Raw genomic sequence first — 20,787 nt, forward strand, 5'->3', positions numbered from 1 at the left:
TAGTAGGACAGGCAAATGTTTTTTGTTTAGGCGGAATAGCTTTTCATATGAAATTAGAAATATTCCAAAAAAAATGATATGATATAATTTATGGATAAAAATAAAATGATGGGCTTAAGCCAATCAGAAGTTAAAGATCGTCAGAAACAGGGACAGGTCAATGATTTCAAAGCTTCAGCTAGTACCAGTACCTGGCAGATAGTGAAGAGAAATGTCTTTACTTTATTTAATGCTTTAAATTTTGCCATTGCCCTAGCTCTCGCCTTTGTTCAAGCTTGGAGCAACCTAGTTTTCTTTGCAGTTATCTGTTTTAATGCTTTTTCAGGGATTGTTACCGAGCTACGTGCCAAACATATGGTTGATAAACTCAACCTCTTGAATAAAGAAAAGATTACGACTATTCGTGATGGACAAGAGATTGCTTTGGACCCTGAAGAGCTTGTTTTGGATGATGTGATTCGCTTGTCTGCAGGGGATCAGATTCCAAGTGATGCAGTTGTATTAGAAGGCTTTGCTGAAGTCAATGAGGCCATGTTAACAGGCGAGAGTGACTTGGTACAAAAAGAAGTAGAAGACTTGATGTTGTCAGGTAGCTTTCTTGCAAGTGGGTCTGTCTTAGCACAGGTCCATCATGTTGGGGCGGATAACTATGCTGCTAAACTCATGCTTGAAGCCAAGACAGTGAAGCCAATTAACTCTCGTATCATGAAATCGCTAGACCAGTTAGCCGGCTTTACTGGGAAAATTATCATTCCTTTTGGTATTGCTCTCTTGCTTGAAGCCTTGATCTTAAAAGGTCTGCCACTGAAGTCTTCTGTAGTCAATTCTTCTACAGCTCTTTTGGGAATGTTGCCTAAGGGGATTGCCCTCTTGACCATTACCTCTCTTTTAACCGCTGTTATCAAGCTTGGTTTGAAAAAGGTCTTGGTGCAGGAGATGTACTCTGTTGAAACCCTAGCGCGCGTGGATATGCTCTGTTTGGATAAGACAGGAACCATTACTCAAGGAAAGATGCAGGTTGAGACTGTTCTTCCTCTGACCCAGGCTTATGACAAGGATGCTATTGCAAAAATACTAATCAGCTATATGGCACACAGTGAGGATAAAAATCCAACTGCTCAAGCTATTCGAAAGCGTTTTGCGGGAGAGGTAGCCTATCCAATGATTTCTAGTCTTCCATTTTCAAGTGATCGAAAATGGGGAGCGATGGAATTGGAAGGTCTCGGAACTGTTTTCCTAGGTGCACCTGAGATGTTGTTGGATGCTGAAGTTCCTGAAGCTAGGGAAGCTCTTGAACGAGGGTCTCGTGTCTTAGTTCTGGCTCTAAGTCAAGAAAAACTTGACCACCACAAACTGCAGAAACCATCGGATATGCAAGCCTTGGCTCTGCTTGAGATTCTAGATCCGATTCGAGAAGGTGCTGCTGAGACGCTAGACTATCTTCGTTCTCAGGAAGTGGGATTGAAAATTATCTCTGGTGATAATCCAGTCACTGTTTCAAGTATTGCTCAAAAAGCAGGTTTTGCAGACTATCAGAGCTATGTAGATTGCTCGAAAATTAATGATGAAGAATTGATAGCCATGGCTGAGGAAACAGCCATTTTCGGACGTGTCTCGCCTCATCAAAAGAAACTCATCATCCAAACTCTGAAAAAAGCAGGACATACGACTGCAATGACAGGGGATGGTGTCAATGATATCCTAGCTCTCCGTGAGGCAGACTGTTCCATTGTTATGGCTGAAGGAGACCCAGCAACTCGTCAGATTGCAAATCTGGTCCTCTTGAATTCAGATTTCAATGATGTTCCTGAGATTCTCTTCGAAGGTCGTCGTGTGGTCAATAACATTGCCCACATTGCTCCGATTTTCTTGATTAAGACAATCTATTCCTTCTTGCTAGCAGTTATCTGTATTGCCAGTGCTTTGTTGGGACGTACTGAATGGATTTTGATTTTCCCATTCATTCCGATTCAGATTACCATGATTGACCAGTTTGTGGAAGGATTCCCACCGTTTGTATTAACTTTTGAACGAAATATCAAACCTGTGGAACAAAACTTCCTCAGAAAATCCATGCTCCGTGCACTACCAAGTGCCTTGATGGTAGTTTTTAGTGTTCTCTTTGTTAAAATTTTTGGAACAAGTCAAGGCTGGTCAGCCATTGAAATTTCGACTCTTCTGTATTATCTGCTAGCATCGATTGGTTTCATGTCAGTAGTTAGAGCTTGTTTGCCATTTAGTCTGTGGCGTGTGCTCTTGATTATTTGGTCAGTTGGTGGTTTCCTTGGAACTGCTCTATTTCCAAAACTTCAAAAATTACTTGAAATTTCAACACTGACAGGACAAACATTACCTGTCTATGGCATTATGATGGTCATATTTGCTGTCATTTTCATCCTGACAAGTCGTTATCAAGCTAAAAAATAAAGAAAGGCTGCAATCTTTGATTGCGGTCTTTTTTAGGTACAGGATTGCTAGATAAAATATGGTATAATAAAGGGAAATAGAGTTTTTGAAAGTGAGAGAAGATGATTTCAAAGAGATTAGAAACGGTAGCTTCCTTTGTACCTCAAGGAGCCGTTTTGCTGGATGTCGGGAGCGATCATGCTTATCTGCCTATTGAATTAGTTGAAAAAGGGAATATTGAAGCTGCCATCGCGGGTGAAGTTGTAGAGGGGCCCTATCAATCTGCAGTTACAAATGTTGAGAGTCATGGTTTGACTGAGAAAATTCAGGTTCGTTTAGCCAATGGTTTGGCTGCTTTTGAAGAGGCTGACCAAGTTTCTGTTATCACTATTGCTGGAATGGGTGGTCGCTTGATTGCTACGATATTAGATGATGGTTTGGACAAACTAGCAACCGTTGAGCGATTGATTCTTCAACCAAATAACCGTGAAGATGAGTTACGTAGTTGGTTACAAGAGCATGGATTTCAGATTGTAGCTGAAAGTATCCTAGAAGAGGCTGGCAAATTTTACGAGATTCTAGTAGTAGAAGCTGGTGAAATGAATCTATCAGCTAGCGATACCCGTTTTGGACCTTTCTTGTCCAAAGAAGTCAGTCCAGTCTTTGTTCAAAAATGGCAAAAAGAAGCTGCTAAGCTTGAGTTTGCCCTTAGTCAAATCCCCGAAAAAAATCATGAAGAACGTCAAGTTCTAGCAGATAAAATTCAAGCCATCAAGGAGGTGCTTCATGAAAGCAAGTGAAGTGATAAATCGTTATGAAGCCTATTGCCCCCAAGAATTTTCTATAGAAGGCGATAGTCGTGGACTACAAATTGGAACATTAGACAAAGAAATCAAAAAGGTCATGGTTGCCCTCGATATTCGTGAAGAAACGGTTGCAGAAGCCATTGAAAAGGGAGTAGATTTGATTATCGTCAAGCACGCGCCTATCTTTCGTCCAATCAAGGACTTGGTAGCTAGCCGTCCTCAAAATCAGATTTATATTGATCTTATCAAGCATGATATTGCAGTCTACGTTAGCCATACCAATATTGATATTGTTGAAAACGGCCTTAATGACTGGTTTTGCCAACTATTGGATATTGAGGACACAACTTATCTACAGGAAACAGGTCCTGAACGTGGGATTGGCCGTATTGGAACTATTAGACCTCAAACCTTTGAAGAATTTGCCAGTCATGTTAAGGAAGTCTTTGGTCTAGATAGTCTCCGTATGGTGTTTTATCATGAGAGTGATTTGCAAAAAACAATTTCAAGAGTGGCTATTTGTGGCGGAAGTGGGCAGTCTTTCTACTCTGATGCTTTAGTAAAAGGAGCGGATGTCTACATTACTGGAGACATATACTACCACACTGCCCAAGATATGCTATCAGATGGTTTATTAGCTCTAGATCCGGGACACTATATCGAAGTGCTTTTTGTGGAAAGAATCGCGGCACTTCTGAACGAATGGAAGGAAGAGAAAGCTTGGTCTCTAGAGGTTGTCGCAAGTCAAGCGTCCACCAATCCTTTCCGTCATATCTAATTAGAAGGTAAAGACAATGAAAAAAGTTGCCATTGTAGGTGCAGGAATTGTAGGTGCAACAGCTGCCTACTATCTTTCTAAAGAAGCTGATATTGAAGTAACAGTTTTTGATTATGGAAAGGGCCAAGCAACTAAGGCCGCAGCAGGAATTATTAGTCCCTGGTTTTCTAAACGACGCAATAAAGCCTGGTATAAGATGGCGCGACTAGGAGCTGATTTCTATGTGGATTTATTAGCTGACTTGGAAAAATCGGGTCAAAAGGTTGATTTCTACCAGCGCTCAGGAGTCTTACTTCTCAAAAAAGATGATTCCAAGCTCGAGGAACTCTATGACTTAGCCTTGAAACGTAGAGATGAATCTCCCTTAATTGGCGAATTAGCCATTTTGGACCAAGCTACTGCAAGTAGTCTATTCCCTGGATTAGAGAGATTTGAGAGATTGCTCTATGCTTCTGGAGGGGCTCGAGTAGATGGACAACTTTTAGTTAGTCGCTTGCTTGAAGCCAGTCAAGTGAAGGTCGTAAAGAAAGAGGTCAGTCTAAAACCCTTAGCATCGGGTTATCAAATAGACAACCAAATGTTTGACCAAGTTATCTTGTCCACAGGAGCTTGGCTTGGACACATGTTAGAGCCTTTAGGCTATGAGGTTGATGTTCGTCCTCAAAAGGGGCAACTTCGAGATTACCAAGTGGAACAAGACATGGGAGCTTATCCTGTAGTTATGCCTGAAGGGGAGTGGGATTTGATTCCATTTCCAGGTGGGAAGTTGTCTCTAGGAGCTACTCATGAAAATGATATGGGATTTGACCTAACAGTTGATGAAAATTTACTTCAGCAAATGGCTGAGGCAGCGAGTCCATTTTATCCTAACTTAAAAGATACAATGATAAGTGGTGAGCGCGTGGGGATTCGTGCCTATACAAGTGATTTCTCTCCATTCTTTGGACAGGTTCCAAACTTATCAGGAGTCTATACAGCGAGTGGTTTAGGATCTTCAGGGTTAACGACGGGTCCTATTATAGGCTATCATCTAGCCCAAATGCTTCAGGGGAGAAGTGGAGTATTAAATCCAGCAGATTATCCGACTGAAAGATACATTAAAAAGAAACAATCGTAAATCTTTTACCTAGTTTTTACGGTAGTATTAGGAAAGTAAATGACTTTCTCTATCAAAAATGGTAAAATGAAAAAAATAATTCAAGAATTGAGGAAATAAAATGCAAGAAAAAATTCTGGTAACGGGTGGAGCAGGTTTTATTGGAAGTCACACTGTCATTGAACTGGTTCAAGCCGGACACCAAGTTGTTGTCGTGGATAATTTGGTCAATAGTAGTCGTAAAAGTCTTGAAGTAGTTGAAAGAATCACAGGCGTAGAAATTCCTTTCTACGAAGCAGATATTCGTGATACAGATACACTTCGTGATATTTTCAAACATGAAGAACCAACAGGAGTCATCCATTTTGCTGGTTTGAAGGCTGTGGGAGAATCTACACGTATCCCACTTGCCTACTATGATAACAATATCGCAGGAACTGTCAGTCTCTTGAAAGTTATGGAAGAGACAAACTGTAAGAACATCATCTTCAGCTCATCAGCAACAGTTTATGGAGATCCGCATACAGTTCCAATCCTCGAAGATTTCCCACTTTCAGCTACCAACCCTTATGGTCGTACCAAGCTAATGCTTGAAGAAATCTTGACAGATATCTATAAAGCAGACTCAGAATGGAATGTTGTTTTACTTCGTTATTTCAACCCAATCGGTGCGCATGAGAGTGGTGACCTAGGAGAAAATCCAAACGGCATTCCAAACAACCTTTTGCCGTATGTAACACAAGTCGCAGTTGGTAAGTTGGAACAAGTTCAAGTCTTTGGAGATGACTACGATACTGAAGATGGAACAGGTGTTCGTGACTATATCCACGTCGTTGACCTAGCAAAAGGACACGTTGCCGCCCTTAAGAAGCTTCAAAAAGGCTCTGGACTCAATGTGTATAACCTTGGTACTGGAAAAGGCTACTCAGTTCTTGAAATTATCCAAAATATGGAAAAAGCTGTTGGACGCCCAATTCCATACCGTATCGTTGAACGTCGCCCAGGTGATATCGCAGCTTGCTACTCAGACCCAGCAAAAGCTAAGGAAGAGCTCGGTTGGGAAGCAGAACTTGGTATTACAGAGATGTGTGAGGATGCATGGCGTTGGCAAAGTCAGCATCCAAATGGATTTGAAGATTAATCGTTTGATTAAACAAAAAAAGAGGAAGTCATTCCTCTTTTTTTATAACTTTATATGTGGTTGAAATAAAAATTTGATTAGTGCTTAAGTGATAGAAAAATGTCTTAAAAGAACAGTTTATTTATTATTGAAATCCTGGAACAAATAAAAGTAAAATTGTATAAAAATAGCTAGCAAAAGACTATAATTTTCTAGAAAAATATGCTAAACTAGAGGGAGTGGAAATTAGAGATTGATGTTCCACCAAATTTTAAGATTCATCTATAATCAGAGCACGAGTAGGGCAATTTTTAACGGCTTCTAAAATGTCGTCGTTGCAAGCAATTTCTCGCTCTAATTGCTCAGATTCATCGTAAAAACGGACGATACCATTATCATGGTAATCAAATAATTCTGAATAAGTTTGGCAGAGCCCACAAGCGATGCAACGTTCAGGTATAAGTCTAATCTTCATATTTATATTGTAATAAGAAACTAAAAAAAACTCAAGGAGTAAGGTATGGAAAAGGAACCGTGGCAAGAAGATATTTATGAAAACCAAGAAGAGGAATCAAGAACAGAACGCCGTCAACGAAACAAAAAAGGTTCAGGTGTCGTTGCCAATCGTATTTTAACGGTTCTAGCTATTCTCTTCTTTGTCATTGTTGTTGGGATGGTAGTTGTATTGGTCTACTTGTCATCAGGCGGAAGTGATCGCACTTCAGCTTTGAAAGATTTTTATGATTCTTCAGCTCCAAAAGTAGAAGAAGTTACAACAGTGGCTACTACTGCTCAGTCAACAGAGTCAACAGAAGCAGAGAAAACTCAACAAGAACATACAGAGGCACATACTGATTCTGAAGGAACTATTACAGTCATGGCAGGAGAAGGGGAAGCAGCTATTGCAGCTCGAGCTGGAATCTCTATTGCTCAACTTGAAGCCTTGAATCCTGGTCATATGTCTTCAGGAACTTGGTTTGCAAATCCTGGTGATGTCCTTAAGACAAGATAGGAGTGACAATGAAAACAATTCAGATTGCGATTGATGGGCCAGCTTCCAGTGGTAAGAGTACAGTAGCTAAGATTATTGCTAAGGACTTTGGCTATACTTATCTGGATACAGGCGCTATGTATCGTGCGGCGACTTACATCGCATTGAGAAACCAAATTAGCCCAGATGAGCCATCTCAACTTCTTGAAGTATTGGAACAATACCCGATTAGTTTTGGCCGCGCTGAAACAGGAGAGCAGCTTGTTTTTGTTGGAGATGTAGATGTAACAAATCCAATCCGAGAAAATGAAGTAACCAACGCTGTTTCTGCTTTTGCGGCAATTCCAGCTGTTCGTGAAAAATTGGTAGCCTTTCAGCAAGAAATTGCCCGACAAGGTGGTATCGTTATGGATGGCCGCGATATTGGAACAGTAGTCTTGCCTCAGGCTGAATTGAAGATTTTTCTAGTAGCATCTGTAGATGAGCGTGCGGAACGTCGTTATAAGGAAAATCTTTCAAAGGGAATTGAAACAGATTTGGAAATTTTGAAAGAGGAGATTGCTGCGCGTGATTATAAAGATAGTCATCGTGAAACTTCACCTCTCAAGCAAGCTGAGGATGCAATCTATTTGGATACGACTGGCCTCTCTATTTTAGAAGTTGTTGAAAAAATTAAATCAGAAGCTCAAAAACATCTATAAGAACTATAAAAACGATGAACTGAATTTCGGTTTGTCGTTTTTTATCATAATTTGTCAAATAGTCTGTTTTAAGGTATAATAGTTGCTGTTGAAGAAAATTTGAAATTCAAATAATCATAAATTTTTTTAAGGAGATAACATGAGTCAATTACCAAATTGCCCAAAATGTAATTCAGAATATGTATATGAAGATGGCGCACTTCTAGTTTGTCCAGAATGTGCTTACGAGTGGAATCCTGCTGAGCAAGCAGAAGCAGAAGAAGGCATTGTTGCCATCGATGCTAATGGAAACAAACTAGCTGATGGAGATACAGTAACCTTGATTAAAGATTTGAAGGTTAAAGGGGCTCCTAAAGACCTCAAACAAGGAACTCGTGTGAAAAACATCCGTATTGTAGAAGGTGACCACAACATAGACTGTAAGATTGATGGTTTTGGTGCTATGAAGCTTAAATCAGAATTTGTGAAGAAGATTTAATCATGATTAAAAATGAAAAAGTAATATTTTATAGTCGTATCTTTTTATTTATAGCAGCCTTTACCGGTGTATACTTGGAGATTACCAAACGCGGTGGTTTAGGGATGTTGCTTTACTATACAGTACTTTCTAATCTTTTGGTTGTACTTTTTACAGGTTATCTTTTGTTAAAGATGCGTAGTGGAGGTGATAGTTGGCAGAGTCCTGGTATTCTACGTCTCAAAGGTGGCGTCACTATGAGTATTATGATTACTTGTGTCATCTATCATTTCATGCTAGCTCCTTTGACGACAGATTTTTACCGTTTGGAAAATTTCCTTTGTCATTATATTGTCCCTCTCTGGTTTTTAGCAGATACAATTATTTTTGATAAGAGTCGTCAATATAAGTTAGTTGATCCCATGCTTTGGACTAGCCTCCCTTTGCTTTATATGATTTTTGCCCTTTTAAACGGTTTTGTTCTAAAGATGGATGTCCCTAATGCTAAGGATAGTCCCTTCCCTTATTTCTTTTTGAATGCTACCAAACATGGTTGGGGCTTTGTCTTTAAATGGGCAGCAACTATCTTTGTTGCCTACATGGTTTCAGGATATCTCTTTTATCTTGTGAAAAGTATTAAAAAATCTAAGAAATAAAAGTATCCAATGTGGGTGCTTTTTTGATAGAGATAATTGTACCCGGACAAATCAATTTATTTTATCTTGTTATGCAGTCTTTTATACCTTACAATAAAACTGTAGCTACTAATACAAGTAATGAGGAAGAAAAATGACTGAAAATCGTTATGAATTAAATAAGAATTTGGCACAGATGCTTAAGGGTGGCGTCATCATGGATGTTCAAAATCCTGAACAGGCAAGAATTGCTGAGGCTGCAGGTGCGGCAGCAGTGATGGCTTTGGAACGAATCCCAGCAGATATTCGTGCAGCGGGTGGTGTCTCTCGCATGAGTGATCCAAAGATGATTAAGGAAATCCAAGAAGCGGTCAGCATTCCAGTTATGGCTAAGGTTCGAATTGGGCATTTTGTTGAAGCTCAGATTTTAGAAGCTATCGAGATTGACTATATCGATGAGAGCGAAGTTCTATCTCCGGCTGACGATCGTTTCCATGTGGACAAGAAAGAATTTCAAGTTCCTTTTGTCTGTGGTGCTAAAGACCTAGGAGAAGCCTTGCGTCGTATCGCTGAAGGAGCTTCTATGATTCGTACAAAAGGGGAACCAGGAACAGGAGATATCGTTCAGGCGGTTCGTCATATGCGTATGATGAATCAAGAAATTCGCCGCATTCAAAACCTCCGTGAGGACGAGTTATATGTTGCTGCAAAAGAACTCCAAGTACCTGTAGAATTAGTTCAATATGTCCACGAACATGGGAAATTGCCAGTTGTTAACTTTGCAGCTGGAGGAGTTGCAACACCAGCGGACGCTGCTCTTATGATGCAGCTAGGTGCAGAAGGTGTGTTTGTTGGCTCAGGGATTTTCAAGTCAGGTGATCCTGTTAAACGTGCGGCAGCAATTGTCAAAGCTGTTACCAATTATCAGAATCCTCAAATTCTGGCTCAAATTTCGGAAGACTTGGGAGAAGCCATGGTTGGTATCAATGAGAATGAAATCCAAATTCTCATGGCTGAGCGAGGAAAATAGATGAAAATCGGAATCTTGGCCTTGCAAGGTGCCTTTGTAGAACACGAGAAAATGCTTGCTCAACTAGGAGTTGAAAGTATTGAACTGCGAAACCTAGAAGATTTTCAGCAACACCAGAGTGACCTGTCGGGGTTAATCTTGCCAGGGGGAGAGTCTACAACTATGGGGAAACTGTTGCGAGATCAGCAGATGATAATTCCTCTAAGAGAGGCTATTCTCAATGGTTTACCGGTCTTTGGAACTTGTGCGGGTTTAATTTTGCTAGCAAAACAAATCACTTCTCAAGAGGAAAGCCATCTAGCGACCATGGACATAGTAGTAGAGCGCAATGCCTATGGACGTCAGCTAGGAAGCTTTTATACAGAAGCTGACTGCAAGGGTGTTGGAAAAATTCCAATGACTTTTATCCGTGGTCCTATTATCAGCAGTGTTGGTGACAGTGTTGATGTTCTAGCGATTGTGAACAATCAAATCGTTGCGGCACAAGAAAAGAATATGCTGGTAACTTCCTTTCATCCTGAATTGACAAATGATCTTCGTTTGCATCAGTACTTTATGAATATATGTAAATAAAAAAGAGGTTGGGATTTTTCCCAACTTCTTTTTTACATGTAATAAACAATAGCAATATATTGGAGAGCAGAGGCTGCTAGAATGAAGAGATGCCAAATCATATGGAAGTATGGTTTCTTTTTAGCGTAGAATCCAGCGCCAACTGTATAGCAAAGGCCACCCGATACCATAAGACTCCAAAACATTGGACTTGTCTGACTGATGATTGCTGGTAAGATAGCCAATACAAGCCACCCCATGATGAGGTAAAGGATGAGACTAAATTTTTCATTGACCTTCTTGGCAAAGATTTTATAAAGAATACCGAAAATAGTTGTCCCCCATTGGATAGCAATAATGAGGTAACCAAACCAATTATTCATCAGGGTTAAAACCACCGGGGTATAAGAACCTGCAATCGCAACATAAATCATAGAATGGTCAATAATTCGTAACACATATTTATGAGTTGAACCATAAGCCATAGAATGATAAATAGTTGATGATAAGAACATGAGAAAGAGGCTAATGACAAAAATGGAGACACCTACAGAGGATAAAAGACCATGAGCCTCATAGCTGTAAGTGGAAGAGATAGGAAGTAAAATCAGCATGATAAAGGCTCCAACAGCATGGGTGACACTGTTGGCAATTTCTTCTCCAAAACTAAGTCGTTTACTAAGTTTGAAACTAGTATTCATTTGTTTCCTCCTCTGGGGTTTCTGTATAGACTTGTGCAAGTGTTTGATGATAGAGTTTGACCGTTTGGCAGCTTGCTTGGATAATGGGATTAGCTGGATCAATATCTTCATTCATATAGTCCACAAAAGCATTGTAAAGTTCTTGTGAGTTAGTCTCTGTGTGTAGGGTGTTTAGGGTTTGAGCAATTTCTTGGATAGAAAAAACAGACTTGAGAGTGGTAATAGCAATCAATCGTGCGATTTGTTTGCGTTGATATTTTTTCTTTTCAGGTTTACTGATATAACCGTGTTTGACATAGTTGTTCACCATGGATGCTGTCAAACCTTTCTCCTTGTCAGGAGAAGCAGGAGGACAGATTTGATTGACATAAAGCAGAACCTGGTCCAGATAGAGATTGATACTTGGAATTTCTTCCCATTTTGGATAGGAAAAAGTAGTATTCATTTTCAACTCCTTTTTATCTAGTTTTAATAACTAGATTATAAAATATTAGAAATAATAAGTCAAGTTTCAAGTGCTTGTAGAAAGAAATAATTTATGCTATGATGAGAGAAATAGTATGAAAAGAGGATAAATGATGGAGATTCGCTTAGCCTTTCCAAACGAAGTTGATGCAATTATGCAAGTGATTGAGGGAGCCAAGAAATGTTTGGCAGAAGCTGGCAGCACTCAGTGGCAAAACGGCTACCCAGATGCAGATACCATTATTGAAGACATCGTCTCTGGTCAAGCTTATGTAGCCCTAGACGAAGGGGACCTCTTAGCCTATGCAGCAGTGACTAAGAGCCCAGAAAAAGCTTATGAAGCAATTTATGATGGCAACTGGGAGGGAAATGAAGCAGAATACTTAGTATTTCACCGTATTGCTGTTGCTAGAGACTCGCAAGGTCAAGGTGTTGCTCAGACCTTTTTAGAAGGCTTGGTTGAAGGCTTCGATCACCTAGATTTTCGTTCAGATACGCACGCTAAAAACATAGCCATGCAGCATATCTTTGAAAAACTTGGCTTCAAACAGGTTGGTAAAGTTCCAGTAGACGGGGAACGCTTGGCCTATCAAAAATTAAAATCAAATGCCTAAGAAGTATGTAAAGATGCTATACAAGTCACCGATTGGCCCCCTATCTCTGGTAGCAGATGACCATTTTTTGTTTGGGATATGGATTGAAGAAGAGAGCGATTTTGAGAAGGGATTATCTGAAAATGATGTGACTGTTGTTGAGAGTCATCCCATTTTAAATCAAATTACTTCCTATTTAGAAACTTATTTTAAGGGGCAAGATCAAGACTTATCTGGATTACCTTTAGCTCCTGTCGGTAGTGATTTTGAAAAAAGAGTCTGGAACTACTTGCGAGGAATTCCTTTTGGTCAGACAGTTACTTATGGGCAAATAGCTAAGGACCTGCAGGTGGCTTCTGCTCAAGCAGTCGGAGGAGCAGTAGGTCGCAATCCTTGGTCTATCCTTGTACCCTGTCACCGTGTGCTAGGTGCTGGAGGACGTCTGACAGGCTATGCTTGGGGACTCGAAAAGAAGGCTTGGCTTTTGAGGCATGAAGGTGCAAGTTATCAAGAAAATAAAAAATAGAAAGAGAAGAAAATGTTAGAATTTATCGAATATCCAAAATGTACAACTTGTAAAAAAGCTAAGAAAGAATTAGATCAACTCGGACTAGAATATAAAGACGTTCATATCGTTGAAGAGACTCCGAGTGAAAAGGTCATTTTAAACTGGCTCGAAACTTCGGGATTTGAATTGAAGCAATTTTTCAATACTAGTGGAATCAAGTATCGTGAACTCGGGTTGAAAGATAAGGTTGGAACATTGTCAAACAAAGAAGCAGCCAAACTCTTGGCCAGTGATGGTATGCTATTGAAACGTCCAATACTAGTTGAAAATGGTCTTGTAAAACAAATTGGCTATCGTAAATCATACAAGGACTTGGATTTGAATTAGTTTTTTTCTATCTCCTTGATAGATAAAATATATAACCTCCCACTTTTAAAGTATGATACACTAGAAGGTAGATGAAATCTGATATGCTCGTAGCAAATATTTTTAATTAGAGCATAAGTATGATAGAATGAATCATTATCTTGAGAGGATGTTTCTATGAATATTACAACGATTTTAGCATCTGATTGGTATCAAAATTTGATGCAATATATTCCAGATGGCAAACTTTTTAGTTGGCGTTCTGTCTTTGATGGGATTCCAAGAATTGTACAGCAATTACCTACAACTTTGATGTTAACAGTATTTGGTGCCTTTTTTGGTATCATGCTAGCCCTAGTCTTTGCTATCGTGAAAATCAACCGAGTTAGATTTATATACCCATTACAAGCCTTTTTTGTAAGTTTCCTAAAAGGAACTCCAATTTTAGTTCAACTGATGTTGACTTATTATGGAATTCCATTGGCTTTGAAAGCCTTGAATCAACAATGGGGAACTTCTCTGAACATTAATGCTATTCCAGCAGCAACATTTGCGATTGTGGCTTTTGCTTTTAACGAGGCAGCCTATGCTAGTGAAACCATTCGTGCGGCAATTCTTTCTGTAAATCCAGGTGAGATTGAAGCTGCTCGTAGTCTTGGTATGACACGTGCGCAAGTTTATCGTCGAGTGATTATTCCCAATGCAGCAGTAGTTGCAACACCAACCTTGATTAACTCCTTGATTGGCTTGACCAAGGGGACTTCCCTAGCCTTCAGTGCAGGTGTTGTAGAAGTCTTTGCCCAAGCTCAGATTTTGGGTGGTGCAGACTATCGTTACTTTGAACGTTTCATCTCAGTAGCTCTCGTCTATTGGGTGGTAAATATCGTTATTGAAAATATTGGCCGTTTCATTGAAAGAAAAATGGCTATTACAGCACCAGATAATGTTGAGACAGATGTGAAAGGAGAGCTTCGCTGATGATTAAAATTTCAAATTTAAGCAAATCCTTTTCAGGTCAAACCGTTTTGGATCATCTGAATTTAGATATTCAAAAAGGAGAAGTTGTTGCCTTAATTGGTTCTTCAGGAGCTGGGAAATCAACTTTTCTTCGTAGCCTAAACTATCTAGAAACTCCTGATAGTGGAAGTATTCAGATTGATGATTTCAAAGTTGATTTTTCTCAAATTACGCAAGAAGAAATTCTGACTCTTCGTCGTAAACTATCGATGGTTTTCCAACAGTTTAATTTATTTGAGCGTAGAACAGCGCTAGATAATGTTAAAGAAGGCTTGGTTGTCGTTAAAAAACTATCGAACGAAGAAGCGACTGAAATTGCTAAGGAAGAGCTAGCTAAGGTTGGGCTTTCTGATCGTGAACAGCATTATCCGCGTCACTTGTCAGGGGGGCAAAAACAACGGGTCGCTATAGCGCGTGCTCTAGCCATGAAACCAGACGTCTTACTCTTGGATGAACCAACTTCAGCACTGGACCCAGAATTGGTTGGTGAGGTAGAAAGATCGATTGCCAATGCTGCAAAATCAGGTCAAACCATGGTTTTGGTTAGTCATGATATGTCATTTGTTGCTCAAGTGGCTGATAAGGTTTTATTCTTGGATAAAGGAAAGATTATTGAATCTGGAACACCGGATGAGATTATCAACCATCCTAAAGAAGAACGAACAAAAGAATTCTTTGCTAGTTACAAACGAACCTATATCTGATATAATAGAAGATAAGAAAAACTCAGTTGGCTAAGCTAACTGGGTTTGCTCTTTAAAAATAATAGAAATGAGAGAGAGCATGCTAGTTCAGCTATTTGCTTTGTATTTAGAGAGTTTGGTTTTGACGATTTTACTAGTCTTGGTTGTCTTAGGGCTTTGGATTGGTTTGAGAGCTCTATCAGGTGTGGACAAAACTGCTAAGGAGCGTCAGGCTCACCTCTATGATATGATTATGATTGGAGTTCTAACAATTCCAGTATTGTCTTTTGCAACCATGAGTATTTTGCTGGTTCTCAAGGCTTAATAGTTGTCAAATAGGATTTTATCCGTTAGAATAAGAATAGTTACAACAAGAAAGAAGGAAATAGAATGTACGATACGATTATTATCGGTGCAGGTCCTGCTGGGATGACTGCAGCCTTGTATGCAGCACGCAGTAATCTGGAAGTTGCTTTGATCGAAGGTGGTCTTCCAGGTGGTCAGATGAATAACACTTCTGATATTGAAAACTATCCAGGCTATGCCAATATCAGTGGTCCAGAATTAGCTGAAAAGATGTTTGAACCACTTGAAAATCTTGGTGTTGAGCATCTTTATGGCTTTGTTGAAAATGTTGAGGACCATGGCGAATTTAAAAAAGTCGTAACAGACGACCAAGTTTATGAAACTCGCACAGTTATCGTAGCGACAGGTTCTAAGCACCGTCTCTTGGGAGTTCCAGGTGAAGAAGAACTGAATAGTCGTGGAGTTTCTTACTGTGCGGTTTGTGATGGAGCCTTTTTCCGTGACCAAGATTTGTTGGTTGTAGGTGGAGGAGATTCGGCTGTTGAAGAAGCAATCTTCTTAACACAGTTCGCCAAATCTGTAACCATCGTTCACCGTCGTGATGAACTTCGTGCTCAAAAAGTCTTGCAAGACCGCGCCTTTGCCAATGATAAAATCAACTTCATTTGGGATTCTGTTGTCAAAGAAATCAAGGGTGAAAACCGTGTGGAGTCAGTTGTCATTGAAAATGTTAAAACAAATCAAGTGACTGAACATGCCTTTGGAGGTGTCTTCATCTATGTTGGTTTAGATCCAGTTAGCGATTTTACAAAAGATTTACAAATCCAAGATGAGTCAGGTTGGATTGTGACAGATGACCACATGAAGACAAGTGTTGCAGGTGTCTTTGCAGTTGGAGATGTTCGTCAGAAAGACCTTCGCCAAGTTACAACAGCAGTTGGAGATGGTGCTATTGCAGGTCAAGAAGCCTATAAATATATTACTGAACATAGTTAAAAAGGCGGTGGGACAGAAATCGATAGACAAAGTCTCGATTTCGTAGTCCCAGCCCCGCGAGGATGATTAGGAGCTTTTTGGAGTCTAAAAGACGAACAAAAAGTTCAATCAGCTACCGCGTCAAAGTTTGATTGCTAATAAAAAGTGAGGTCGGGATCTTTTGTCCCAACCTCACTTTTTTATAATCGATTGCGGAAGACTTCGTACATAAGAATAGCAGCAGCAACGCTTGCATTGAGACTCTGTACATGTCCATTCATTGGAATAGTGATCATCTCGTCCACTTGCTTTTTGATGTTACTTGAGATACCTTTTCCTTCATTTCCGATAATGAGGGCGACCTTTCCACTGGTGTTCCATTTATGGCAAGGAGTTCCATTCATATCAGTTCCAAAGGTCCAAAAGCCTTCTTCTTTTAGCTTGTCCAAGGTTTGGCTGAGATTGGTAACACGAGCGATAGGCACATGCTCGATGGCGCCCGTTGCTGTTTTTGCAACTACGGGTGTCACACCAACAGCTCGATGTTTGGGAATAATGACGCCTGAAACATTGGTTGCATCAGCTGTTCTTAGGATAGAACCTAAGTTATGAGGGTCAGTTAGTCCGTCTAGAATCAATAGTAGTGGATTTTCTTCTTGACGAGTCTTAGCAAGAATCTGCTCAAGTTCTGTGTAGGCAAATTCAGAAACACGTAGGACAAAACCTTGGTGAACAGCTCCTTCAGTCATTTCGGAAAGAGATTTTTTTGAAGTCCAAGAGATGGATACTTTCTTTTCAGTCGCCAGTTCCTTGACTTTTTCTACATTCTTACCTCGTAAATCATCCTGGAGATAGAGTTTGTTTCCAGTATTTGCTAACAGTGCTTCGGTAACGGCGTGAACGCCATAGACAATATCATTTGTTTTCATGGCTCTATTATAACATAAAACCCCGTCTTGCAACGGGATTTTCTTTATTCGAGAATGAGTAGGCCTTCTTTGATTTCAAAGGGATCTTTTTCGTTAATTCGATCGTAAAACATAATACCATTTAAGTGGTCAATTTCATGTTGGACAACGATTGAGTTGTAGCCTTTTAGCTTGATACGATGTTTTTCGCCATCCTTGTCAAAGTAGTCAACAGTCACTCGAGCATGACGGATAACATAACCAGGTACAGCTCGATCGACTGATAGACAACCTTCTCCCTCGCCTAGAGCAGCATCTTGAACTGAGTGTGAAACAATCTTAGGATTGTACATAACAGCTTGTAAATCATAGGCTTCCTGAGGTGTTTCACCATCCTCAGTGATATTTGGAACCAAAACAGCGATGATGCGTTTTGAGATGTCCAATTGTGGTGCTGCAAGTCCAACTCCTCCACGTAGTCCAAGTTTTTCAGCCATAACTGGATCTTGTGAATGTTTTAAAAATTGCATCATTTTCTCACCGAGAATGATATCTTGATCGCTCAATGGGAAAGTGACCTCCTCGGCAACAGCACGTAGGGTTGGATTGCCCTCTCGAATAATATCTTTCATATCAATCAAATGTGAAGCTTTTGTAATACGTTCTATAGCAGACATGTTCTCTCCTTCCTTCCATTACATTTACATGATAACACAAATCAGATGAGAAAGAAAGTCACAGAAGCTGTTAAAAAATTATAGAATAAAAGGAAATACCAATTTGTCTGTGGTATAATAAAGTAAGGAGACTTGCATCAAAAAGCAAGGAGAAAAAAGATGGAAAAACGCAGTAGTAGAAATCAAAATGGTCCTATCTTTCGGCTTGTCGGGAAATTGATTCGATTTTTTAGGAACTATCACCAATGGAGTAATAAAACCTTTATCGCTGTTTTGTTGATTGCCGTTGCAATCTCAATGGCTTTGACTTTATTAGCCGAGGGGCTAAAGGGATTTCCATTGACCAGTAGTAGTACAACTGTCGTAAGTCAGACAGCTGATTCTAAGGAGAAAACTACGGCAACAGAGCAAGAAACAAGTGCTCGGATCATGGCCAATGGTGATTTGCTCTATCATGACATTATCTATATTTCAGCCAAAAAATCAGATGGTACCTATGATTTCCATGAAAATTTTGAATACGTAAAGCCTTGGCTTAAGCAAGCTGACTTGGTCATTGGTGATTTTGAAGGCACTGTAAATAAAGATCACTATCTTGCAGGTTACCCCTTGTTTAATGCACCTGGTGAAGTCATGGACGCTATAAAAGATGCAGGCTATCAAGTGCTAGACTTGGCTCATAATCATATTTTGGATTCTCAGATTGAGGGAGTCGTTTCAACCGCAGATGCGATTGAAAAAGCTGGAATGACACCAATCGGAGTCTACACTCATGAACCACGAGATAAAGCACCTATTGTCATCAAGGAAGTCAATGGGATTAAAGTTGCCCTTTTAGCTTATTCCTATGGTTTTAACGGAATTGAACAAAGCATTTCTCAAGAGGATTATAATCGTTATCTTTCAGATTTAGATGAAGATAAAATGAAGGCTGAAATTGAACGAGCAGAGAAGGAGGCGGATATTACAATTATCATGCCTCAGATGGGAGTTGAGTATCAAATTGAGCCGACTGAGGAGCAAAAGAAACTTTACCATAAAATGATTGATTGGGGTGCTGATATTATCTTTGGTGGTCATCCTCACGTTGTTGAACCAGCTGAAACGGTTGAAAAAGAAGGTGATAAAAAGCTTATCATTTACTCTATGGGGAATTTCATCTCAAATCAACGGATTGAAACCATGCAGGATGTTGAAAATGCCAAGTGGACGGAACGTGGAGTTCTCATGGATGTGACCATTAAGAAGAAATCCGGTAAAACGACTATCGAAACTGCCCAAGCCCATCCAAGCTGGGTGAGTAGGACTCCAAAGGGAGGCTATTCTCCAGAAGGATACCCACTCTATCTTTACCAAACTTATATCCTGGAAGACTTTATTGAGGGTGGGAAATACCGTAGTCAGTTAGACGAGGCTACCAAGGAACGGATTGATACAGCCTATAAAGAAATGAATGAACATGTAGGTTTGAAGTGGTAGTGATTCGAATCTCAAGGAGACAAAATGGAAATTAAGATAGTAGCAACGGATATGGATGGTACTTTGTTAGATCCAAGAGGTCAACTAGACCTTCCTCGCTTAGAGAAAATTTTGGATAAGCTGGACCAACGTGGCGTTCGTTTTGTAATCGCGACTGGAAATGAAGTTCATCGTATGAGACAATTACTGGGACATCTAGCAGAAAGAGTCGTTCTGGTAGTTGCTAATGGTGCTCGGATATTCGAAAATAATGAATTGCTTCAAGCACAAACTTGGGATGATGCCATGGTTGATAGGGCTTTAGCTCACTTTAAAGGTAGAGAATGTCAGGATCAGTTTGTCGTAACTGCGATGAATGGTGGTTTTGTAAAGAAAGGTACTGTTTTTACAGAACTTGATAAATTTATGACTCCAGAGATGATTGAAAAGCTCTATCAACGAATGAACTTTGTCGATGAATTTGACTCTAATCTCTTCGGTGGTGTTCTCAAGATGAGCATGGTAGTTGGTGAAGAGCGATCTGAATCGGTTTTACAGGAAATTAATGACCTATTTGATGGGCATGTGCGAGCTGTTTCCAGCGGTTATGGCTGTATTGATATCTTACAAGATGGGATTCATAAAGCGTGGGGGCTAGTAGAATTGCTCAAACGTTGGAACTTAAAACCTGAACAAATTATGGCCTTTGGTGATAGTGAAAATGACATTGAAATGTTAGAGTTGGCAGGAATTTCATACGCTATGGAAAATGCAGAAGAGGCTGTTAAAGAAATTGCGACAAAAGTAGCTCCAGCCAACAGTCAGGCGGGTGTTTACCAAGTTTTAGAGAACTGGCTAGAAAGAGGAGAATAACTTGGCAGTACAGCTATTAGAAAACTGGCTCTTAAAAGAGCAAGAGAAAATCCAAACCAAGTATCGTGAACTCAATCAGATTTCGGTAATTGAACCAGATATCATCTTTATTGGAGATTCTATTGTTGAGTATTATCCCTTGCAAGAATTGCTAGGGACAACAAAGACCATTGTAAATAGAGGTATTCGGGGTTATCAGACCGGACTTTTACTAGATAACCTTGATGCCCACCTCTATGGTGATGCAGTGGATCAAATTGTGCTTTTGATTGGGACCAATGACATTGGGAAAGATGTTCCGATGAGTCAAGCATTAACAAATCTTGAAAGTGTGATTCAAAGTATTTCTCGTGACTATCCGCTGTCACAGATTAAGCTAGTTTCTATTCTGCCAGTTCATCAAGGGGAAGAATACAAACAGACAGTTTATATTCGCACAAATGAGAAAATCAAGGCCTGGAACCAAGCCTATCAAGAGCTAGCTTCTGCATACATGCAGGTAGAATATGTGTCTGCTTTTGAAGAGCTACTCGATCAGGAAGGGCAACTCAAATCTGACTATACAACAGATGGGCTTCACCTTAGCGTTTCTGGCTATCAGGCTCTATCAGAAACCTTGAAAACTAGACTTTTCTAGACATCTACTTGCATTTTTGCTTTTTTAACCTAGATAAGGTATAATATC

26 protein-coding genes are annotated in these 20,787 nt (G+C 39.9%); 21 read left to right on the top strand and 5 right to left on the bottom strand.

Annotated elements, in window-relative coordinates; all coding sequences use genetic code 11:
- Positions 1-90 precede the first annotated feature (90 nt).
- From QM382_RS00890 to galE, 5 genes are all read left to right on the top strand, one after another.
- The gene (locus tag QM382_RS00890; protein ID WP_414272136.1) at positions 91-2,427 is read left to right on the top strand and encodes a cation-translocating P-type ATPase; all 2,337 of its coding nucleotides are present in this window, start codon (positions 91-93) and stop codon (positions 2,425-2,427) included.
- Positions 2,428-2,528: 101 nt separating this feature from the next.
- Positions 2,529-3,206 carry a tRNA (adenine(22)-N(1))-methyltransferase gene (locus QM382_RS00895; protein ID WP_414272137.1) on the top strand — a complete coding sequence of 226 codons (678 nt, stop codon included), beginning with the start codon at positions 2,529-2,531 and terminating at the stop codon, positions 3,204-3,206.
- Positions 3,193-3,990: a Nif3-like dinuclear metal center hexameric protein gene (locus tag QM382_RS00900; protein ID WP_414272138.1), complete on the top strand. Its 798-nt coding sequence runs from the start codon at positions 3,193-3,195 to the stop codon at positions 3,988-3,990. Before QM382_RS00895 ends, QM382_RS00900 begins: the two co-directional genes overlap by 14 nt.
- A gap of 16 nt (positions 3,991-4,006) precedes the next feature.
- Positions 4,007-5,107 carry an NAD(P)/FAD-dependent oxidoreductase gene (locus QM382_RS00905; RefSeq protein ID WP_414272139.1) on the top strand — a complete coding sequence of 367 codons (1,101 nt, stop codon included), beginning with the start codon at positions 4,007-4,009 and terminating at the stop codon, positions 5,105-5,107.
- Positions 5,108-5,207: 100 nt separating this feature from the next.
- Positions 5,208-6,227, top strand: a complete 1,020-nt coding sequence (gene galE / locus QM382_RS00910) for a UDP-glucose 4-epimerase GalE (RefSeq protein WP_414272140.1) — start codon at positions 5,208-5,210, stop codon at positions 6,225-6,227.
- A gap of 250 nt (positions 6,228-6,477) precedes the next feature.
- On the opposite strand, the gene QM382_RS00915 is transcribed toward galE, so the two are convergent.
- Positions 6,478-6,681 (bottom strand): ferredoxin, encoded by a 204-nt coding sequence (locus QM382_RS00915; protein WP_006148835.1) that lies wholly within the window; start codon positions 6,679-6,681, stop codon positions 6,478-6,480.
- Between the two features lie 45 nt (positions 6,682-6,726).
- On the opposite strand from QM382_RS00915, the gene QM382_RS00920 reads away from it, so the two are divergent.
- The 6 genes from QM382_RS00920 (at position 6,727) to pdxT (ending at position 10,593) form a co-directional block, all read left to right on the top strand.
- Positions 6,727-7,218 (top strand): SAG1386/EF1546 family surface-associated protein, encoded by a 492-nt coding sequence (locus QM382_RS00920; protein WP_254724011.1) that lies wholly within the window; start codon positions 6,727-6,729, stop codon positions 7,216-7,218.
- 8 nt (positions 7,219-7,226) lie between these two features.
- Positions 7,227-7,898, top strand: coding sequence for a (d)CMP kinase (cmk, locus tag QM382_RS00925; protein WP_414272141.1), 672 nt, complete (start codon positions 7,227-7,229; stop codon positions 7,896-7,898).
- A 139-nt stretch (positions 7,899-8,037) separates the two neighbouring features.
- Positions 8,038-8,376, top strand: a complete 339-nt coding sequence (locus QM382_RS00930; RefSeq protein WP_006152514.1) for a zinc ribbon domain-containing protein YjdM — start codon at positions 8,038-8,040, stop codon at positions 8,374-8,376.
- A gap of 2 nt (positions 8,377-8,378) precedes the next feature.
- Complete coding sequence (locus QM382_RS00935; protein ID WP_049494849.1) at positions 8,379-9,011, top strand: Pr6Pr family membrane protein; 633 nt, start codon at positions 8,379-8,381, stop codon at positions 9,009-9,011.
- Between the two features lie 133 nt (positions 9,012-9,144).
- Positions 9,145-10,020 carry a pyridoxal 5'-phosphate synthase lyase subunit PdxS gene (gene pdxS / locus QM382_RS00940; protein WP_006153788.1) on the top strand — a complete coding sequence of 292 codons (876 nt, stop codon included), beginning with the start codon at positions 9,145-9,147 and terminating at the stop codon, positions 10,018-10,020.
- The gene (gene pdxT, locus QM382_RS00945; RefSeq protein ID WP_414272142.1) at positions 10,021-10,593 is read left to right on the top strand and encodes a pyridoxal 5'-phosphate synthase glutaminase subunit PdxT; all 573 of its coding nucleotides are present in this window, start codon (positions 10,021-10,023) and stop codon (positions 10,591-10,593) included. It abuts the gene before it with no gap.
- A gap of 32 nt (positions 10,594-10,625) precedes the next feature.
- On the opposite strand, the gene trhA is transcribed toward pdxT, so the two are convergent.
- Both trhA and QM382_RS00955 read right to left on the bottom strand, forming a co-directional pair.
- Positions 10,626-11,273, bottom strand: a complete 648-nt coding sequence (gene trhA / locus QM382_RS00950) for a PAQR family membrane homeostasis protein TrhA (RefSeq protein WP_195183936.1) — start codon at positions 11,271-11,273, stop codon at positions 10,626-10,628.
- Positions 11,263-11,718 carry a DUF1836 domain-containing protein gene (locus QM382_RS00955; RefSeq protein ID WP_414272143.1) on the bottom strand — a complete coding sequence of 152 codons (456 nt, stop codon included), beginning with the start codon at positions 11,716-11,718 and terminating at the stop codon, positions 11,263-11,265. Before QM382_RS00955 ends, trhA begins: the two co-directional genes overlap by 11 nt.
- A gap of 133 nt (positions 11,719-11,851) precedes the next feature.
- On the opposite strand from QM382_RS00955, the gene QM382_RS00960 reads away from it, so the two are divergent.
- The 7 genes from QM382_RS00960 to trxB all read left to right on the top strand — a co-directional run bounded on the left by QM382_RS00960 (position 11,852) and on the right by trxB (position 16,207).
- Entirely contained in the window at positions 11,852-12,352 is a 501-nt protein-coding gene (locus QM382_RS00960; protein ID WP_414272453.1) for an N-acetyltransferase family protein, read from the top strand.
- A 13-nt stretch (positions 12,353-12,365) separates the two neighbouring features.
- Positions 12,366-12,857 (top strand): methylated-DNA--[protein]-cysteine S-methyltransferase, encoded by a 492-nt coding sequence (locus QM382_RS00965; protein ID WP_195183934.1) that lies wholly within the window; start codon positions 12,366-12,368, stop codon positions 12,855-12,857.
- A gap of 12 nt (positions 12,858-12,869) precedes the next feature.
- Positions 12,870-13,226 (top strand): Spx/MgsR family RNA polymerase-binding regulatory protein, encoded by a 357-nt coding sequence (locus tag QM382_RS00970; protein ID WP_223332764.1) that lies wholly within the window; start codon positions 12,870-12,872, stop codon positions 13,224-13,226.
- 156 nt (positions 13,227-13,382) lie between these two features.
- Positions 13,383-14,183: an amino acid ABC transporter permease gene (locus tag QM382_RS00975; protein WP_414272144.1), complete on the top strand. Its 801-nt coding sequence runs from the start codon at positions 13,383-13,385 to the stop codon at positions 14,181-14,183.
- The gene (locus QM382_RS00980) at positions 14,183-14,926 is read left to right on the top strand and encodes an amino acid ABC transporter ATP-binding protein (RefSeq protein ID WP_195183932.1); all 744 of its coding nucleotides are present in this window, start codon (positions 14,183-14,185) and stop codon (positions 14,924-14,926) included. Before QM382_RS00975 ends, QM382_RS00980 begins: the two co-directional genes overlap by 1 nt.
- 79 nt (positions 14,927-15,005) lie before the next feature.
- Complete coding sequence (locus QM382_RS00985) at positions 15,006-15,230, top strand: DUF4059 family protein (RefSeq protein WP_195183931.1); 225 nt, start codon at positions 15,006-15,008, stop codon at positions 15,228-15,230.
- 65 nt (positions 15,231-15,295) lie between these two features.
- The gene (gene trxB / locus QM382_RS00990) at positions 15,296-16,207 is read left to right on the top strand and encodes a thioredoxin-disulfide reductase (RefSeq protein ID WP_414272145.1); all 912 of its coding nucleotides are present in this window, start codon (positions 15,296-15,298) and stop codon (positions 16,205-16,207) included.
- Positions 16,208-16,386: 179 nt separating this feature from the next.
- On the opposite strand, the gene rlmB is transcribed toward trxB, so the two are convergent.
- Both rlmB and def read right to left on the bottom strand, forming a co-directional pair.
- Positions 16,387-17,115, bottom strand: a complete 729-nt coding sequence (gene rlmB, locus QM382_RS00995) for a 23S rRNA (guanosine(2251)-2'-O)-methyltransferase RlmB (protein ID WP_414258893.1) — start codon at positions 17,113-17,115, stop codon at positions 16,387-16,389.
- Between the two features lie 44 nt (positions 17,116-17,159).
- Entirely contained in the window at positions 17,160-17,771 is a 612-nt protein-coding gene (def, locus tag QM382_RS01000; protein WP_006151109.1) for a peptide deformylase, read from the bottom strand.
- A gap of 159 nt (positions 17,772-17,930) precedes the next feature.
- On the opposite strand from def, the gene QM382_RS01005 reads away from it, so the two are divergent.
- Genes QM382_RS01005 through QM382_RS01015 form a run of 3 tightly spaced genes read left to right on the top strand, consistent with a single transcriptional unit; the run spans position 17,931 to position 20,739 of the window.
- A complete protein-coding gene (locus QM382_RS01005) occupies positions 17,931-19,250 on the top strand; it encodes a CapA family protein (protein ID WP_414272146.1) in 1,320 nt (439 codons plus the stop codon).
- 24 nt (positions 19,251-19,274) lie between these two features.
- Positions 19,275-20,102, top strand: coding sequence for a Cof-type HAD-IIB family hydrolase (locus QM382_RS01010; protein ID WP_414272147.1), 828 nt, complete (start codon positions 19,275-19,277; stop codon positions 20,100-20,102).
- Between the two features lies 1 nt (position 20,103).
- On the top strand, positions 20,104-20,739 hold the full coding sequence (locus QM382_RS01015; RefSeq protein ID WP_247922133.1) for an SGNH/GDSL hydrolase family protein: 636 nt from the start codon (positions 20,104-20,106) through the stop codon (positions 20,737-20,739).
- The last annotated feature ends 48 nt before the right edge of the window (positions 20,740-20,787 follow it).

The sequence above is a fragment of the Streptococcus infantis genome (assembly GCF_047465185.1).
GTDB classification, from domain to species: domain Bacteria; phylum Bacillota; class Bacilli; order Lactobacillales; family Streptococcaceae; genus Streptococcus; species Streptococcus infantis_O.